General features: G+C 60.9%; 18 protein-coding genes. 10 read left to right on the top strand and 8 right to left on the bottom strand.

The window, feature by feature from the left end; all coding sequences use genetic code 11:
• Positions 1 to 238: 238 nt before the first annotated feature.
• Together trpA and trpB are read right to left on the bottom strand one after the other, a co-directional pair.
• On the bottom strand, positions 239 to 1,048 hold the full coding sequence (gene trpA, locus ACF8E5_RS06470) for a tryptophan synthase subunit alpha (RefSeq protein WP_058638748.1): 810 nt from the start codon (positions 1,046 to 1,048) through the stop codon (positions 239 to 241).
• Positions 1,045 to 2,262 (bottom strand): tryptophan synthase subunit beta, encoded by a 1,218-nt coding sequence (gene trpB, locus ACF8E5_RS06465; RefSeq protein ID WP_392475044.1) that lies wholly within the window; start codon positions 2,260 to 2,262, stop codon positions 1,045 to 1,047. The genes trpA and trpB overlap by 4 nt, the downstream gene beginning before the upstream one ends.
• A gap of 108 nt (positions 2,263 to 2,370) precedes the next feature.
• Here trpB and ACF8E5_RS06460 point away from each other — a divergent pair, with 108 nt between their 5' ends.
• Complete coding sequence (locus ACF8E5_RS06460; RefSeq protein WP_078479374.1) at positions 2,371 to 3,267, top strand: LysR family transcriptional regulator; 897 nt, start codon at positions 2,371 to 2,373, stop codon at positions 3,265 to 3,267.
• Here the strand turns inward: ACF8E5_RS06460 and ACF8E5_RS06455 are convergent.
• Positions 3,264 to 3,587: a YqjD family protein gene (locus ACF8E5_RS06455; protein ID WP_058603646.1), complete on the bottom strand. Its 324-nt coding sequence runs from the start codon at positions 3,585 to 3,587 to the stop codon at positions 3,264 to 3,266. The genes ACF8E5_RS06460 and ACF8E5_RS06455 overlap by 4 nt on opposite strands.
• Positions 3,588 to 3,737: 150 nt before the next feature.
• Between ACF8E5_RS06455 and ACF8E5_RS06450 the strand changes: the two genes are divergently transcribed.
• Together ACF8E5_RS06450 and ACF8E5_RS06445 are read left to right on the top strand one after the other, a co-directional pair.
• On the top strand, positions 3,738 to 3,953 hold the full coding sequence (locus ACF8E5_RS06450) for a dodecin (protein WP_023532741.1): 216 nt from the start codon (positions 3,738 to 3,740) through the stop codon (positions 3,951 to 3,953).
• Positions 3,954 to 4,054: 101 nt separating this feature from the next.
• Complete coding sequence (locus ACF8E5_RS06445; RefSeq protein WP_023532365.1) at positions 4,055 to 4,276, top strand: DUF1161 domain-containing protein; 222 nt, start codon at positions 4,055 to 4,057, stop codon at positions 4,274 to 4,276.
• A gap of 122 nt (positions 4,277 to 4,398) precedes the next feature.
• Here the strand turns inward: ACF8E5_RS06445 and ACF8E5_RS06440 are convergent, their stop codons facing one another.
• Complete coding sequence (locus tag ACF8E5_RS06440; RefSeq protein WP_058638747.1) at positions 4,399 to 5,403, bottom strand: LLM class flavin-dependent oxidoreductase; 1,005 nt, start codon at positions 5,401 to 5,403, stop codon at positions 4,399 to 4,401.
• Positions 5,404 to 5,554: 151 nt separating this feature from the next.
• On the opposite strand from ACF8E5_RS06440, the gene ACF8E5_RS06435 reads away from it, so the two are divergent.
• Complete coding sequence (locus tag ACF8E5_RS06435; protein ID WP_058603648.1) at positions 5,555 to 5,980, top strand: OsmC family protein; 426 nt, start codon at positions 5,555 to 5,557, stop codon at positions 5,978 to 5,980.
• Positions 5,981 to 6,051: 71 nt separating this feature from the next.
• A complete protein-coding gene (locus ACF8E5_RS06430) occupies positions 6,052 to 6,285 on the top strand; it encodes a DUF1161 domain-containing protein (RefSeq protein ID WP_058603649.1) in 234 nt (77 codons plus the stop codon).
• 30 nt (positions 6,286 to 6,315) lie between these two features.
• Here the strand turns inward: ACF8E5_RS06430 and ACF8E5_RS06425 are convergent, their stop codons facing one another.
• Together ACF8E5_RS06425 and ACF8E5_RS06420 are read right to left on the bottom strand one after the other, a co-directional pair.
• Entirely contained in the window at positions 6,316 to 6,729 is a 414-nt protein-coding gene (locus ACF8E5_RS06425) for a hypothetical protein (protein ID WP_023532343.1), read from the bottom strand.
• A 57-nt stretch (positions 6,730 to 6,786) separates the two neighbouring features.
• The gene (locus ACF8E5_RS06420) at positions 6,787 to 7,200 is read right to left on the bottom strand and encodes a hypothetical protein (protein WP_058638745.1); all 414 of its coding nucleotides are present in this window, start codon (positions 7,198 to 7,200) and stop codon (positions 6,787 to 6,789) included.
• A gap of 84 nt (positions 7,201 to 7,284) precedes the next feature.
• Between ACF8E5_RS06420 and ACF8E5_RS06415 the strand changes: the two genes are divergently transcribed.
• The gene (locus ACF8E5_RS06415; protein WP_392475043.1) at positions 7,285 to 8,367 is read left to right on the top strand and encodes an aminopeptidase; all 1,083 of its coding nucleotides are present in this window, start codon (positions 7,285 to 7,287) and stop codon (positions 8,365 to 8,367) included.
• Between the two features lie 16 nt (positions 8,368 to 8,383).
• Here the strand turns inward: ACF8E5_RS06415 and ACF8E5_RS06410 are convergent, their stop codons facing one another.
• A complete protein-coding gene (locus ACF8E5_RS06410; RefSeq protein ID WP_078479375.1) occupies positions 8,384 to 9,040 on the bottom strand; it encodes an HAD family hydrolase in 657 nt (218 codons plus the stop codon).
• Positions 9,041 to 9,156: 116 nt separating this feature from the next.
• The gene (locus tag ACF8E5_RS06405; RefSeq protein ID WP_058638743.1) at positions 9,157 to 9,705 is read right to left on the bottom strand and encodes a gamma carbonic anhydrase family protein; all 549 of its coding nucleotides are present in this window, start codon (positions 9,703 to 9,705) and stop codon (positions 9,157 to 9,159) included.
• Positions 9,706 to 9,807: 102 nt separating this feature from the next.
• Between ACF8E5_RS06405 and prlC the strand changes: the two genes are divergently transcribed.
• From prlC to ACF8E5_RS06385, 4 genes are all read left to right on the top strand, one after another.
• Positions 9,808 to 11,859, top strand: coding sequence for an oligopeptidase A (gene prlC, locus ACF8E5_RS06400; RefSeq protein ID WP_392475042.1), 2,052 nt, complete (start codon positions 9,808 to 9,810; stop codon positions 11,857 to 11,859).
• Entirely contained in the window at positions 11,856 to 12,137 is a 282-nt protein-coding gene (locus ACF8E5_RS06395) for a YheV family putative zinc ribbon protein (RefSeq protein ID WP_078477768.1), read from the top strand. Before prlC ends, ACF8E5_RS06395 begins: the two co-directional genes overlap by 4 nt.
• A 120-nt stretch (positions 12,138 to 12,257) precedes the next feature.
• On the top strand, positions 12,258 to 14,264 hold the full coding sequence (locus tag ACF8E5_RS06390; RefSeq protein ID WP_326384179.1) for a M3 family metallopeptidase: 2,007 nt from the start codon (positions 12,258 to 12,260) through the stop codon (positions 14,262 to 14,264).
• 61 nt (positions 14,265 to 14,325) lie between these two features.
• Positions 14,326 to 15,384, top strand: a complete 1,059-nt coding sequence (locus ACF8E5_RS06385; protein WP_326384178.1) for a PA0069 family radical SAM protein — start codon at positions 14,326 to 14,328, stop codon at positions 15,382 to 15,384.
• The last annotated feature ends 216 nt before the right edge of the window (positions 15,385 to 15,600 follow it).

Raw genomic sequence — 15,600 nt, 5'->3', positions numbered from 1 at the left:
TAAACAGATCGTATGCGCGGCGATGCGCAAGTTGTTGTACCTGGTGTACGGCGTGGTGAAATCTGGAAAGCCGTTCGACCCTCAAATCGCGCTTGTGAAGTGAGGGTCAAGACGGTATCTACAGGTATACGCATCTCTCAAGTGCGCCGCGATGGGCCGCGCAGCGGCCCTAGGATATCAGCGTTGCAACATGAGCTGCCGCTCAAGATAGCCTCGGGCAACCGAGCGACAACCACCCCTAGCGCCGAGCGCCACGTACCCCTTCTGCCAAGGCCGAGCACAGGCTCAACACATCGTCTACCGCCTGACCGGGGTTCTGCGCGTGGGCAATCTTGTCGACCAGGGCTGAGCCTACCACCACACCGTCGGCGAGACGGGCGATGTTGGCCGCCTGCTCGGGGGTGCGAATGCCAAACCCGACGCTGATCGGCAAATCCGTATGGCGACGCAAGCGCGCAATGGCTTCGGTCACATGTTCTGTCGTCGCCGAGCCTGCACCCGTCACACCGGCCACCGACACGTAGTAGACGAACCCGGAGCTGCGCTCCAGCACGCGGGGCAGGCGCGCGTCGTCGGTAGTCGGGGTGGTCAGGCGGATGAAGTCGATACCCGCAGCCTGGGCCGGGCTGGCCAGTTCGTCGTCATGCTCAGGCGGCAGGTCGACGATGATCAGGCCATCGACACCGGCTTCGTTGGCCTGGGCCACGAACGCTTCCACGCCAAAGCGGTGAATCGGGTTGTAGTAACCCATCAGCACGATCGGCGTGGTCTGGTCATCCTCTCGGAATTCGCGAACCATCTGCAGCGTCTTGGCCAAGGTCTGGCCAGCCTCGAGTGCACGCAGGGTGGCCAGCTGGATGGCCACGCCGTCGGCCATGGGGTCGGTGAACGGCATGCCCAGTTCGATCACGTCGGCACCTGCCGCCGGCAGGCCCTTGAGAATCTGGAGCGAGGCGTCATAGCCTGGATCACCTGCAGTGACGAAGGTGACCAGTGCTGCGCGGCCTTCGGTTTTCAGCTCGGCGAAACGTTGTTCAAGACGGCTCATGCCTGTTTCTCCTGGGCGGCCATGTGGTTCATGACGGTGTGCATATCCTTGTCCCCACGCCCCGACAGGCAGATCACCATCAGGTGGTCGTTGGGCAAGGACGGGGCGCGCTTGATGGCTTCGGCCAGCGCATGGGCGCTTTCCAGCGCGGGAATGATGCCTTCGAGCCGGCAGGATGCGTGGAAGGCATCCAGGGCCTCGTCATCGGTGATGCTGACGTATTCGACCCGCTTCACTTCGTGTAGATAAGCGTGCTCGGGGCCGATGCCCGGATAGTCCAGGCCTGCTGAGATCGAATGGGCATCGGTGATCTGGCCGTCGGCGTCCTGCAGCAAGTAGGTACGGTTGCCGTGCAGTACCCCAGGCACTCCGCCGTTCAGGCTGGCAGCGTGCTTGTCGGTCTGCACGCCGTGCCCGCCCGCCTCGACACCGATGATCTGAACGCTCGGCTCTTCGAGAAACTCGTGGAACAGGCCCATGGCATTGGACCCGCCACCCACGCAGGCCACCAGGCTGTCCGGCAGTCGGCCTTCCTTTTCCTGCATCTGGGCGCGGGTTTCCTTGCCGATGATCGACTGGAAGTCCCGAACCATGGCTGGGTAGGGGTGCGGGCCGGCTACGGTGCCGATCAGGTAGAACGTGTCGTCGACATTGGTGACCCAGTCTCGCAGGGCCTCGTTCATGGCATCTTTCAAGGTGCCGGTACCAGCGGTGACCGGCACGATTTCAGCGCCCAGCAGTTTCATGCGGAACACGTTGGCCTGCTGCCGCTCGATGTCGGTAGCGCCCATGTAGATCACGCAAGGCAACCCGAAACGCGCCGCCACGGTGGCGGTAGCGACGCCATGCATGCCGGCACCGGTTTCGGCGATCAGGCGCTTTTTGCCCATGCGCTTGGCCAGCAGTACCTGGCCGATGCAGTTGTTCACCTTGTGCGCGCCGGTGTGGTTGAGCTCCTCGCGCTTGAAGTAGATCTTGGCACCACCGCAGTGCTCGGTCAGGCGCTCGGCGAAATACAACGGGTTGGGACGGCCAATGTAGTCGCGTTGGAAGTAAGCCAGTTCTTCTAGAAATGCAGGGTCTGCCTTGGCCGCTTCGTATTCACGGGCTAGGTCCAGTACCAGTGGCATCAGGGTTTCGGCCACGTAGCGGCCGCCGAACGAGCCGAACAGGCCATTGGCATCGGGGCCGGGGCGATATTGGGACTGGGTCATGAGACGCTCCAAGGCATAACGGATGAGTGATGGGCTTTACTGTAACCATGACCTGCTCCGATGAAAACCGATAAGATTGCGCTGACCTGTCAGGAAAACTCACACGTAATGGCCAGTGATCTCCCGCCCCTCAATGCCTTGCGCGCCTTCGAGGCGACTGCCCGGCTCAACAGCGTCAGCCAAGCAGCTGAAGCGCTGCACGTGACCCATGGCGCAGTTAGCCGGCAAATCAAAGCGCTGGAAGCGCACCTTGGCGTTGCCCTGTTCGCCAAGGATGGGCGAGGTGTGAAACTCACAGATGCTGGCGTCAGGTTGCGTGACGTCAGTGGTGAGGTCTTTGATCGGCTGCGCGGGGTATGCCGGGAGCTGGCCCGCGAAGTGGAGCACGCACCTTTTGTGCTTGGCTGTTCCGGGAGCTTGCTGGCGCGTTGGTTCATCCCGCGTCTGGGGCGCTTGAATGCCGACTTGCCTGAGCTTCGCCTGCATCTTTCTGCCGGTGAGGGCGACCTTGACCCGCGTCGCCCCGGGCTGGATGCGTTACTGGTGTACGCCGAACCGCCGTGGCCAGCGGACATGCAGGTTCACGTACTGGCGCAGGAACGTATTGGGCCAGTCGTCAGCCCGCACTTCGAGGGCACTGGGCGCCTGCGCAAGACGGCGGTCAGCCAGCTATTGGAAGAATCCTTGCTGCACACCACGTCGCGCCCGCAAGCCTGGCCTACATGGGCGTTGGCCAACGGCCTCGATGCCCAGGCGCTGAAATATGGGCAGTCGTTCGAGCATCTGTATTACTTGTTGGAAGCGGCAGTCGCAGGGTTAGGAGTGGCCATCGCGCCTGAGCCATTGGTAGCCGATGACTTGCGTGCAGGGCGCTTGATCGCGCCATGGGGCTTTAGCGCAACGCCTGCAGCATTGGCACTGTGGGTGCCACGGCGCGCCGCCGATGGGCGCGCCGAGCAGTTGGCGCAGTGGTTACGCGCCGAGTTGGCTGGGCAGAGCGCTTAGTTGCGCTTGCACAGCAGGTAGGCAGCCAGCAGGCCCAGTGCGCCTATTGCCACGCCAGCGGTGGTGTAGGGGTGTTCCTGAGCGTAGTCGCGAGTAGCGATGCTGGTCTTGACCGTGCGGTCTTTGACTTCTTCGTAGGCGTCGCTCAGTAGGCTGCGCGAGTGCTTCAGGGCCGTCTCGGCATTGCTGCGAATAGCCTTGAGGGACTTCTGGGATTCCTCGGATGCGTCGTTCTTGAGGCTTTCCAGGCTTTTCAGGAGGCTCTCGATCTCGGCTTCCATGCTTTCCAGTGATGTTTTACGCAGCGAGTTGCGGGGCATGTTGACTCTCCTTCGCGTTATGGGCTCTAGAGATTGCGACTATCAAGCGAAGCGAAAGTGCGATCGAACTTTCTGCCGCTGCGCCTGCTCGCAGGTAAACCAGCACTGCGCTGCTAGGCTCAACGTTATCGCCATCCAAGGAGTCAACACATGTCCGATCACCACACGTACAAAATGCTCGAACTGGTAGGTTCTTCCACCACCGGTATCGAGGACGCCATTCAGAATGCCCTGGCCGAAGCCTCCAAAAGCGTGCAGATGATGGAGTGGTTCGAAGTCGTCAGCACCCGTGGTCACATTCGTGACAACAAGGTCGAGCACTTCCAGGTGACCCTGAAGGTCGGCTTCCGTATCACCAACAGCTGATACAGTTCCGGGCTGGATGTGCCTGGCGCGATGGGGTAAGACTTAGACGAGGCGCCTGATGGGCGCCTTTTGCGATTTCATCTGCACAAGGAAAGCAAGTGATGAACAAAGTGGTTCTGGCGTTGGGCCTGATGACCCTGGCGGGCGGCGCGATGGCTGCCGGCAAGCCGTGTGAAGAGCTGAAAGCGGAAATCGCTGCCAAGCTCGATGCCAAGGGCGTGCAAAACTACACGCTGACGGTCGTGGACAAGGGCGATCCCGCCGGCAAGGTGGTGGGCAGTTGTGAGGGCGGTACCAAGGAAATCGTTTACAGCCGCAACTAAGGGCCACCGAACCCCGCGGGTTGACCGCGGGGTTCGGGCATATGACCGGTTGCCAGGCTATCGGTCACCCGTCAAGACGCCGAGTCAGCCCGGTCCGCTCCACGGGGCACCCTGCTCGACAGCTAGGCTTGCTGCAGTGCCTGAGCCAGCAACTCGTAGGAGCGTATCCGGTCTGCGTGCTCGTACAGATCGCAGGTAAAGATCAGTTCATCGGCCCCTGTCTGCTCCAGCAGCACCTCGACCTTGGCGCGGACCTTATCAGGGCTTCCGATCATCGCCAGCCCCATGAAGCTGCCCACCGCGTCGCGCTCATGGGGCAACCACAAGCCGTTCATGGTTTCTACCGGAGGCTTCTGCATCAGGCTCTGGCCGCGAATCAAGGCCAGGATGCGTTGATAGACCGACGTGGCCAAGTACTCGGCCTTCTCGTCGGTCTCGGCCACTACCATGGGAATGCCGAGCATGACGTAAGGCTTGTCCAGCGTGGTGGATGGCTTGAAGTGATTGCGATAGACCCGAATCGCCTCATGCATGTAGCGCGGCGCAAAATGCGATGCGAAGGCATAGGGCATGCCACGCATGCCAGCGAGCTGGGCGCTGAACAGGCTGGAGCCCAGCAACCAGATAGGCACATCGGTGTCGTGCCCCGGCACGGCAATCACTTTCTGGTCATCGGTGCGTGGGCCCAGGTAGCGCGACAACTCTTCGACGTCATCCGGGAAATCGTCCGCACTGCCGGCTCGGTCGCGGCGCAGTGCATGGGCGGTCATCTGGTCGGACCCTGGTGCGCGGCCCAGGCCCAAGTCGATACGACCGGGGTACAGGCTGGCCAGGGTGCCAAATTGCTCGGCCACCACGAGCGGCGCGTGGTTGGGCAGCATGACGCCTCCGGAACCTACCCTGATACGCGATGTACCCCCCGCTAGGTAGCCGATCAGTACCGAGGTGGCCGAGCTGGCGATGCCGTCCATGTTGTGGTGCTCGGCTACCCAGAAGCGGTTGTAACCGAAGCGCTCGACATGCTGCGCCAGGTCCAGCGAATTGCGCAGCGATTGCGCGGGCCCTTGGTCGGCGCGCACTGGCACCAAGTCAAGGGTGGATATTTTCAGATTTCGCAACTGCGTCATGAAGCCTCCGCAATGATGGTTGGCCTGAGGCCTTTTGACTCTGTATGGGCGCAATCGTTGGATTCAATGTCCCCTGTCGGATTGAGCTGAACTCTCATCAGGCTACCAGCCTCTGAATCGATAGGTATTTAACCAATGACCGGGAGGCATCATGAAGAAGACAGCATCGGCAATCTGGGAAGGTGGTCTCAAGGACGGCAAGGGCCAGATCTCCACGGAAAGCGGCGCGCTCAAGAACAACCCTTATGGGTTCAACACTCGTTTCGAAGACACGCCGGGCACCAACCCAGAAGAACTGATCGGCGCCGCCCACGCTGGGTGCTTCTCGATGGCGCTGTCGATGATGCTGGGCGAAGCCAAGCTGACGCCCGAGCGTATCGACACTAAAGCCGAAGTCACCCTGGACAAGCAGGACGATGGTTTTGCCATCACTGCGGTGCACCTGGTGCTGAGCGCCAAAGTACCAGGGGCGAGCGAAGAACAGTTCCTGGAAATCGCCAACAAGGCCAAGCAGGGCTGCCCCGTGTCCAAGGTGCTCAACGCCAACATTACCCTGGATGCCAAGCTGGTGAGCTGATCGCTCCAGCCGTGGGCGGTTTGCGGTAATCTGAAAACCCGGCAGCCTCGCTGCCTTTACTGGAGCCGCCCATGATTCGCATCGCTACCGCTTTACTGGTCTCTCTGGTGACAACTTCGGCACTGGCAGCAATCAAGCCATGCGAGGAGTTGAAGGCAGAAATCGAGGCCAAGATCCAGGCCCAGGGTGTGCCGTCCTATACCCTGGAAATCGTGCCCAACAGCGAAGTGCAGGACCCCAACATGGTGGTCGGCAGCTGTGATGGAGGTGCCCGCAAGATCATTTATCAGAAGAATGATCAGTAAGCCTGGCAACCGCTGGGACCCGGAGGGGGCCTAGGGTATGCAGAAGACCCTGCTAGGTTCGTTGACGACCACGGTCCTGGCTGAGTCATACAACAGCACCTGCGGTTCCATTACCGGCGCCCTTGCCTCAAGCCTATAACGCTCGCCCGCCTCGAAGTGATCGTAACGCACCGTCAGGTAGCATGTACGGTCCCTGGGGTCGGTAGAGAACCCGCCCGCGTAGATCTCATAGTCGAAACGTACGATCAGTTCGTGCTTGCCGGGCGTCACCTGAAAATAACGGCCGTCGTCCAGGCGTTTGCCATCGAGGCGGTCGGCCATGATGACTCTGCCGGGTGTCATGGTGTAAAGGTCTACCCAGGCCTGTTTAGGGTCCTTGGGCGGTAAGGGGCTAGCACAAGCTCCCAGTGCACTGAGGGCGATCAGCATCATGGGCTGGCGCATGGCAGGTTTTTCCACTTGCAGTGAATACCTGACAAGCATAGCGCTGTTTTGGATGCTTCACGTGCGCTGGCAGCCTGCCGGTTCACCCTGGCTGACCAGGTTCTGTTGCTGATCATAGAGCTTGATCCAGGGACGGAAGCCGATGCTGCCAGCCTGCAACTGGTAACGCTCGCCAGCATCGAAGCCCTTGAAGGCCACCTTGACCTGGCAATCACGCCACAGCGGGGCGTCAACGGGGCCGATGTTACTGGGCGCCACCGGGAATTGATAGCGCACGGTCAGCTCATGGTTGCCGGGCGGTATTTGGAAATAACGGTTGTCGTCCCAGTCCCTTGCATCGACTTTTACCGCGTCCAGGGAAGTTTGCTCGCCTGGTTCAAGGTCGACCCACGCTTGAGAGGGGTCGGGGTCAGGCAATGTCGAACAGGCCGTTGTCAGCAGCAATGAACCGGCGACCCACAATGCGCGCATGGCGAAACTCCCCTTCGGCGAGATAATCTTTAGGCGAATGGGGTTGAGCGAATCAGACGGTAGACGATGCTTGGAACAGTGCTTGTGCAACGCTCAGACCCTGGGGCACTCGACCGTGTTTTCACCCGGTTTGTTCCGCTACTGCTCGTCGCGCTGCTCAACGGTTGCAGCAGCGCTGGCTACTATGGCCAGCTGGCAGTCGGCCAGTGGGAGCTGCTGCAGGCGCGTCGGCCCCTGACGAAGGTGATGGCCGATCCTGCCACGTCCGAGCCGTTGCGCGCTCGGCTGGCGTACGCCCAGCAGGCGCGGACATTCGCCACCCGGCAACTGAAATTACCCGACAACCGAAGCTACACGACGTACGCCGATTTGGGCCGCCCGTACGTTGTATGGAATGTATTCGCCACCCCTGAGTTGTCGCTACAGCCGGTCACCCACTGTTTTCCCATTGCAGGGTGTGTGGCCTACCGTGGCTACTACCGCCAAGGCGCAGCACGGGGTGCAGCGGCGTTGATGCGCCAGCAGCGCCTTGACGTCTATGTGGGCGGGGTAGAAACCTATTCGACCCTGGGCTGGTTCGATGACCCGATCCTGTCATCGATGATGGGCTGGGGTGAAGAGCGTCTGGCCACGCTGATCTTTCATGAGCTGGCTCATCAGCGTGTCTACGTGCAGGACGATACGGCCTTCAACGAGTCGTTCGCGTCGTTCGTCGAGCAGCAAGGCACGCGGCAATGGCGGCTGAGCCGTGGGCTGGCGGCCACCGGCGAAGACCATAGCCCCCAGCGCGAGCAGTTCATCCGCCTGGTACTGGCCACGCGGGCACGCCTACAGGCGATTTATGCGGCGCCCACCGATGATGAAACCAAGCGCTTGGCCAAGCGGGCCGAGTTCGAGCGGTTGCGAAGCGATTACCGTTCGCTTCGCGATGGCCCCTGGAGAGGCGATACGCGTTACGACGCCTGGGTAGATGGGCCGATGAACAATGCGAAATTGCTGCCATTCGGGCTGTACGATCAGTGGGTGCCGGCTTTTTCGGCTTTATTTCGCCAGGCCGAAGGTGACTGGGAGCGATTCTATGAGCGCGTCGGGCAACTGGCGTCATTGCCCATCGCTGCGCGCACTGCAGCCCTGCAAGGGTTGATGCCAGGGGCTAGTGCGCGTTAGCCGGTTGCCCGGCCCTTCAGCGCGATCGCATGCTGAACGCCTCGTGCAGCTCGGCCAGGGACGCGAAATGAAACGCCGGCGCTTCTGCCATCAGTTCCTCGCGGCTTCCGAACCCATACCCAACTGCCACGGCCTGCACGCCGTTACTGCGGGCACCGATCAGGTCATGCTTGCGATCGCCGATCATAAGCGTGTGTGCCGGGTCCAGCCCTTCTTCGTCCAGCAGGTGGCGAATCAGCTCGACCTTGTTGGTTCGCGTACCGTCCAGCTCGCTGCCGTAGATCACTTTGAAATGCTGGTCGAAGGCGAAGTGGCGGGCGATTTCGCGCGCGAATTCCCACGGCTTTGAAGTCGCTATGTAGAGCGTGCGGCCTTGGCCATTGAGGGTTTCGAGCAGCTGCGGTACCCCGTCGAACACGAGGTTTTCGTACAGGCCCGTGACGCGAAAGCGCTCACGGTAAAAGTTGACGGCCTCCCAGGCCTTGGCTTCGTCGAAACCGTAGAACTGCATGAACGCCTGCAACAACGGCGGGCCGATGAAGTGTTCAAGGCGAGAGAGGTCTGGTTCGTCGATACCCAGCTTCGCCAAGGCGTACTGGATGGAACGGGTGATACCCAGGCGGGGGTCGGTCAGGGTGCCGTCGAGGTCGAACAGAATGTTTTGCTGGTGCATAGGGAAGGTGTCCGCTTGGTTGCTGCGCCGCATGCTGGCGGGCGAGCCGATGCCCGCATGGCTGAGTCAGAGCCCGATACCGGCAGCTGCGCGGCCGGCGGGCTGTGGAAAAACGATCAGTCCGGCTGATCGAAGCCCTCGGCCAGGTGCTGGTCCTTGAGCTTCACGTAGTTGCCGGCGCTGTAGGCGAAGAAGGCACGTTCCTGGTCGTTCAACAACCGGACCTGCCTGACCGGGCTGCCCATGTACAGGTAGCCGCTGACCAGGCGCTTGCCCGGTGGCACCAGGCTTGCGGCGCCAATGATCACCTCGTCCTCGACGATGGCGCCGTCCATGACGGTACTGCCCATGCCGACCAGGATGCGGTTGCCCAGTGTGCAGCCGTGCAGCATGACCTTGTGCCCGATGGTGACTTCGTCACCGATGATCAGCGCAAAGCCATCCGGGTTGAACAGGCTGGCGTGGGTGATGTGCAGTACGCTGGCGTCCTGCACACTGGTGCGCGCGCCGATACGGATGCGGTGCATGTCGCCACGCACTACCACCAATGGCCAGACCGAACTGTCTTCGCCGATCTCGACATCGCCCAGTACCACCGCCGAGCGGTCGACGAAGGCCCGCGCTCCGAGCTTGGGACGGTGTTGCTGGAAGCTTCGAATGGCCATGATAGTGTTCCTCATGTGTGCCGATAGGCTGGCTGCCTGCTGCGGTCGGCGTCGATTGTAATTAAGATGGGGCTGTGTTTCTTCTGCCAAGGTATCCAAACCGTGACTGCGAACAACCCGCTTCTGCAATCCCACGATCTGCCGCCCTTCTCGCAAATTCGTGCAGAGCACGTGCTGCCGGCGATCGAAGCGATCCTGGCCGACAACCGTAAAGCCATTGCCAGGATTCTTGAAGAACAAGGCGCAGCGCCTACATGGGCAGGCCTGGTGCTGGCCATGGATGAACTGAACGACCGCCTCGGGGCCGCCTGGAGCCCGGTGAGCCACCTCAATGCAGTGTGCAACAGCCCAGAGCTGCGTGAAGCCTACGAGGCCTGCCTGCCAGCGCTGAGCGCCTACTCTACGGAGCTTGGGCAGAACCGTGCGTTGTTCGATGCCTACCAGGCACTGGCTGCAAGCCCCGAGGCTGCCACGTTCGATGTGGCGCAAAAGACCATCCTTGAACATGCGTTGCGTGACTTCCGCCTGTCGGGCATCGACCTGCCTGCCGCAAAGCAGCAGCGCTACGCCGAGGTGCAGAGCAAGCTCAGCGAGCTGGGCAGCCGGTTCTCCAACCAGCTGTTGGATGCCACCCAGGCGTGGAGCAAGCACGTCACCGACGAAGCCGCGCTCGACGGCCTGCCTGACTCGGCCAAGGCCCAGATGGCCGCCGCTGCCGCCGCCAAGGGCCTCGATGGCTGGCTGATCACCCTCGAATTCCCCAGCTACTATGCGGTGATGACCTACGCCAGCGACCGCGCGCTGCGCGAAGAGCTGTATGCAGCCTACTGCACCCGCGCTTCGGACCAGGGCCCGAACGCGGGGCAGTTCGACAACGGTCCGGTGATGCAGCAGATCCTTGATCTGCGCCAGGAGCTTGCCGGACTGCTGGGCTACGAGAACTACGCCGAGCTGAGCCTGGCGACCAAGATGGCCGAGTCCACCGACCAGGTGTTGAGCTTCCTGCGCGATTTGGCCAAACGCTCCAAGCCCTTCGCCGCCCGCGACCTGGGCCAGCTCAAGGCCTATGCTGCCGAGCAAGGTTGTCCGGAGCTGGCCAGTTGGGATGCCGGGTACTTTGGTGAGAAGCTGCGAGAGCAGCGCTACAGTGTGTCCCAGGAAGCACTGCGCGCCTACTTCCCTATCGACAAGGTACTGGGTGGCCTGTTCAGCATCGTGCAGCGCCTGTATGGCATCGAGATCAACGAGCTCAAGCAGTTCGACGCCTGGCATCCGGATGTACGCCTGTTCGAGATCAAGGAGAACGGCCAGCATGTAGGGCGCTTCTTCTTCGACCTCTATGCCCGCGCCAACAAGCGTGGCGGTGCCTGGATGGACGGGGCGCGTGACCGTCGCGTAACGGCGCAAGGCCAACTGCAAAGCCCGGTGGCCAACCTGGTGTGCAACTTCACCCCTGCCGCGCCGGGCAAACCTGCCCTGCTGACCCATGACGAGGTCACGACGCTGTTCCATGAGTTCGGCCACGGCTTGCACCACCTGTTGACCCGCATCGATCACGCCGGGGTGTCTGGTATCAACGGCGTGGCATGGGATGCGGTAGAGCTGCCCAGCCAGTTCATGGAGAACTGGTGCTGGGAGCCCGAAGGCCTTGCCTTGATTTCCGGCCATTACGAAACCGGCGAGGCGCTGCCGCAGGACCTGCTGGACAAGATGCTGGCGGCGAAGAACTTCCAGTCCGGCATGATGATGGTGCGTCAGCTCGAGTTCTCGCTGTTCGACTTCGAACTCCACGCCAGCCACGGTGACGGCCGTACGGTGCTGCAAGTGCTCGAAGGGGTGCGCGATGAAGTGTCGGTCATGCGCCCACCGGCCTATAACCGCTTCCCGAACAGCTTTGCGCACATCTTTGCGGGCGGTTACGCAGCAGGCTACTACAGCTACAAATGGGCTGAAGTGTTGTCGGCCGATGCCTTTTCGCGGTTCGAGGAAGAAGGCGTGTTCAATGCCGAAACGGGTCGGGCGTTCCGCGAAGCGGTGCTGGCTCGCGGCGGCTCGCGTGCGCCAATGGTGTTGTTCGTCGATTTTCGCGGCCGTGAGCCGTCCATTGACGCCTTGTTGCGCCACAGTGGCCTGGCCGAAGAAGCGGCAGCATGAGCGAGGACGCCGTGAACAAGACCAAGAAGCGCTTCATCGCTGGCGCGGTATGCCCGGCATGCAGTGAGGCCGACAAGCTGATGATGTGGAACGAAGACGGCGTGCCGCACCGCGAGTGTGTGGCGTGCGGTTTTACTGACACGCTCAATGAGCAGGGCTTGTCGGTGCCCAGCGAACTGGGCACGCGGGTCAACCAACAAGCGCCCAAGCCGGCAGCGGCGAAGGTGCAGACCGTGCAGTTCTTTCCCAATCCGAAGCTGAAGAAACCGGCCGATTGACCGCTGCACCGCTCGGGCGCAAGGCCCGGGCGGTGGGGCTGGTGGTAATTAAGCGCGACCTGCCCGCTCGCGCAGTCGCCCACGCTTGCCAGCTCCCATTATCAAGCAAGGTAAAGCGTGATGAGCAACCCGCTTCTGCAAGACGGCAACGTGCCCGTCAACTACCCCTCCATCACAGTCGAAAGCATGCAGGATGCGTTCGACCAGGTCCTTGAGCGGTATCCACAAGGCATCGAGCGCGTGATCAACAGCCAGCCATCAATGCCAACATGGGATGACCTGGTGTTGGCCATGGATGATCTGGACGCTCAGTTGTACGCAGTGCTTTATGGGGTAATGCCATTTCTGGGCAAAGGGCAGGCCTGGAGTGACCCTATCCTGGCGTTTCACATTGCTGCCAGCTCTGCGTTGGACTCAAGGTTTTGCAACGAGCAGCTTCAGTCGCTGTATGAACAGCTGGCGTACAGCGATATCGGCCGTAACCTCGATAGCCGCCAGCGGGCAACATTGCGCTGGCACGTGGAAAGGTTTCGCGTCAGTGGCGCTTCGCTGCCCAAGAGTGACAAGGCGCGGTTGCTCGACCTGCAACGCCAGATAACCGAGCTTGAAGAACGGTATCTGCTCAATCTCGATCATCCGGACGTGGTCGTCGATGACATCACTCAGCTGCGCGGTCTATCCCAACGCAGTCTCGACGAGTTGAACGAACGGGCAAGGCAGCGCGGCAGTAACGGGTGGTCCATACCCTGCGAAAGCTGGGCTACCGAGCGTGTGCTGGAAGAGGCCGAGCTAGGTGCTACCCGTGAGCAGGTGTACCGGGCTTTCCATGGACGTGGCGTCAATACCGGTTCGTCGCCAGATAATGGTCAGGTGCTGCAGCAACTGGCACTTCTGCGCCATGAACGAGCGACGCTGTTGGCGTTCTCCGATCACATGAACCTGAGCTTGGCGCGCAAAAGTGCAGGTTCACCACGCCAGGTTCGCGCATTCCTGCAAAGCTTGGCTGCTGGCATGAAACCCGTGGTGCTGCAGTGGCGTTCAGACTTTGAGCGTGACGCACAGAAATTGGGTCTGGATGACATGCAGCCCTGGGACCTACGCTTCGCCCAAAAGCAACTGCGAGACGCGGCCAAGATAATGTCGAAGGAGGCGCTGCGCGAATTTTTCCCGATGGCTGCCGTCATCGACGCGCTGATCCAGCTGGCCAGGCGGCTCTTTGGCCTGGAGTTGAGGGCCACCCCTGCCCCTGTATGGGCGCCCTCGGTGCTGGCCTTTGAGGCATTCCAGGACAACGCACGCATTGGCTTGCTCTATCTCGATGCTGTACAGCATGCCGGTAAGCAGGCAGATGCGGTGTTCACAACCTATGTGCGTAACCGCAGGGTCGACGCGGAAGGGATTTACCAGCAAGCGGTGGTGATGGTCTTCAGTGACGTGCCCGAAGGTAGCGCAGGCGCACAGCCATTGTTGGATCACCTCGCGCTGCGCAAGCTGTACCACGAGTTTGGCCATGCGTTACATCACCTTCTGGTGCGTACCGACAACCAGGTTCAGTCGGGCGTGATCGAACTCGGTACGGACGGGACGGAGCTATTTGGCAAGCTTTTCGAACGTTGGGTGTGGAACGCCGCCTATCTCGTCAGCATCTCCTCCCACCATTCGGACGGGCGTCAGATTGATAGGGAGCAGGTCGAGCGGTGCATCGCGCGCTATAAGCGCGAGGCCATTGGCGAAGCCGCGCTTGAGCTGAGCAAAGCCTTGTTCGACGTGGATCTGCACACGAAACCAGGTGACGGGAAAACCCCTCGCCAGCGATTCGCTCAATCGCGCGAACAGTGTGGTTATTGGCCCCTGCACGCCCATGAGCACCCAGCCCACGCCTTCGACCACCTGGCTACCGGGTATGACGCCGGCTATTACGCCTATCTCTGGGCAGATGTATGTGCCGTGGATATCTTTACCCGCTTCGAGCAAACGGGGTTACTTGATCGTGCGCTTGGACAGGTGCTGTTCGAGTCACTAATCGCCCCAGGGGCATCGCGCCCATTGCGTGAAGGGGTGAGACAGTTTCTAGGCCGTGAGACCAGCCTGCACCCTTACCTCCAGTGGCTTCAGGCTGCCGGATAATCGGGCTGGCAATTACCCGGCATGCCCTTTACTGTACATGCATACAGTAAAGGGTTTAGCCATGTCATATTCACCTCCTTTGAAGGGCCGCGGCACTGCGCATAATCCGCATAATCGCTTCGGCCACACCCACTCATCGTATGAGGATGATGGCTGGTACCAAGATGTGCCGATCACGCAAGGGACCGAAGTGCGGATCGAGACGGCCAAGACCGTGATCAGCCGCAATACCTCGCCCGACCTGCCCTTCGACCGGTCGATAAACCCTTATCGCGGTTGCGAGCACGGATGCATCTATTGCTATGCGCGCCCTTCCCACGCCTATTGGGACCTGTCGCCGGGTCTGGATTTCGAAACCAAGCTGATCGCCAAGACCAATGCGGCCGATGTGCTGGCGCAGCAGCTGAGCAAACCTGGGTACGTGTGTGCGCCGATCAACCTGGGGGCCAACACCGACCCTTATCAGCCGATAGAACGCGAACACTTGCTGACTCGGCGTTTGCTGGAGGTGCTGCTGAAGTTTCGACACCCAGTGACCATCGTCACCAAGGGCGCTTTGATTCTGCGTGACCTTGACCTGTTGACCGAAATGGCCAGCTTGCGCCTTGTGCGCGTAATGATCAGCCATACCACCCTTGATGCTGGCCTTAAGCGTGTGCTGGAGCCCCGTGCCGCTTCGCCTGCTGCGCGCTTGCGGGCCATACGCCTGCTGCGCGATGCGGGCGTACCCGTGGGCGTGCTGTGTTCGCCGATCATTCCCATGATCAACGACTGTGAACTGGAGCAGTTGCTGGGGTCGGCGCAAGAGGCCGGGGCGCAAAGCGCGGCCTACATGATGCTTCGCTTACCGCTGGAGGTGGCCCCTCTGTTCGAGCAGTGGTTGCACGATCACTATCCGCAGCGCGCAGCCCATGTGATGAGCCTGATTCGGCAAAGCCGGGGCGGAGCGCTTTATGACAGCCGCTTCGGTGTTCGTATGCGGGGTGAAGGTGTTTTTGCCCAGCTGCTTGCCCAGCGCTTCGCCAAGAGTGTCCGCAAATTAGGATTCCAGGAACGTGACGCCTTGCAACTGGACTGTTCGAAGTTTAATCCGCCTGGCGCCCAGCTTCAGTTGTTTTGAACCATGGAGCATGGCTCCTCAGATCCTGCGGTAGCGCTGTGCCTGCTTGGAGAAAATGCGCTGCCGCATTGAAACCCTAAAAAGCGCTCATCAGTGATTGTGAATGGACGTAGATTTATTGTTTGGAGCGAGCACGTCATTGAAGAGGTTAACGCGTTCAGCGAAGTAACCCGGTAATCGACAAAGCCACGATTGGCGAGGCTTTGAGGGCGCATT

The sequence above is a fragment of the Pseudomonas sp. WSY_20 genome, assembly GCF_043104335.1.
In the GTDB taxonomy this organism is placed as follows: Bacteria; Pseudomonadota; Gammaproteobacteria; order Pseudomonadales; family Pseudomonadaceae; genus Aquipseudomonas; species Aquipseudomonas parafulva_B.
Note: the sequence above shows the minus strand (reverse complement) of the source record. Positions and strands in the feature narration are given on the sequence as shown.

Coding starts and splice junctions, on each gene's coding strand:
- ACF8E5_RS06395 (WP_078477768.1), top strand. CDS start 11,856: ATGAGCGAGGACGCCGTGAACAAGACCAAGAAGCGCTTCATCGCTGGC.
- ACF8E5_RS06460 (WP_078479374.1), top strand. CDS start 2,371: ATGGCCAGTGATCTCCCGCCCCTCAATGCCTTGCGCGCCTTCGAGGCG.
- ACF8E5_RS06410 (WP_078479375.1), bottom strand. CDS start 9,040: ATGCACCAGCAAAACATTCTGTTCGACCTCGACGGCACCCTGACCGAC.
- ACF8E5_RS06390 (WP_326384179.1), top strand. CDS start 12,258: ATGAGCAACCCGCTTCTGCAAGACGGCAACGTGCCCGTCAACTACCCC.
- ACF8E5_RS06430 (WP_058603649.1), top strand. CDS start 6,052: ATGATTCGCATCGCTACCGCTTTACTGGTCTCTCTGGTGACAACTTCG.
- ACF8E5_RS06425 (WP_023532343.1), bottom strand. CDS start 6,729: ATGCGCCAGCCCATGATGCTGATCGCCCTCAGTGCACTGGGAGCTTGT.
- ACF8E5_RS06440 (WP_058638747.1), bottom strand. CDS start 5,403: ATGACGCAGTTGCGAAATCTGAAAATATCCACCCTTGACTTGGTGCCA.
- ACF8E5_RS06445 (WP_023532365.1), top strand. CDS start 4,055: ATGAACAAAGTGGTTCTGGCGTTGGGCCTGATGACCCTGGCGGGCGGC.
- trpA (WP_058638748.1), bottom strand. CDS start 1,048: ATGAGCCGTCTTGAACAACGTTTCGCCGAGCTGAAAACCGAAGGCCGC.
- ACF8E5_RS06450 (WP_023532741.1), top strand. CDS start 3,738: ATGTCCGATCACCACACGTACAAAATGCTCGAACTGGTAGGTTCTTCC.
- ACF8E5_RS06405 (WP_058638743.1), bottom strand. CDS start 9,705: ATGGCCATTCGAAGCTTCCAGCAACACCGTCCCAAGCTCGGAGCGCGG.
- trpB (WP_392475044.1), bottom strand. CDS start 2,262: ATGACCCAGTCCCAATATCGCCCCGGCCCCGATGCCAATGGCCTGTTC.
- ACF8E5_RS06435 (WP_058603648.1), top strand. CDS start 5,555: ATGAAGAAGACAGCATCGGCAATCTGGGAAGGTGGTCTCAAGGACGGC.
- ACF8E5_RS06455 (WP_058603646.1), bottom strand. CDS start 3,587: ATGCCCCGCAACTCGCTGCGTAAAACATCACTGGAAAGCATGGAAGCC.
- ACF8E5_RS06385 (WP_326384178.1), top strand. CDS start 14,326: ATGTCATATTCACCTCCTTTGAAGGGCCGCGGCACTGCGCATAATCCG.
- ACF8E5_RS06420 (WP_058638745.1), bottom strand. CDS start 7,200: ATGCGCGCATTGTGGGTCGCCGGTTCATTGCTGCTGACAACGGCCTGT.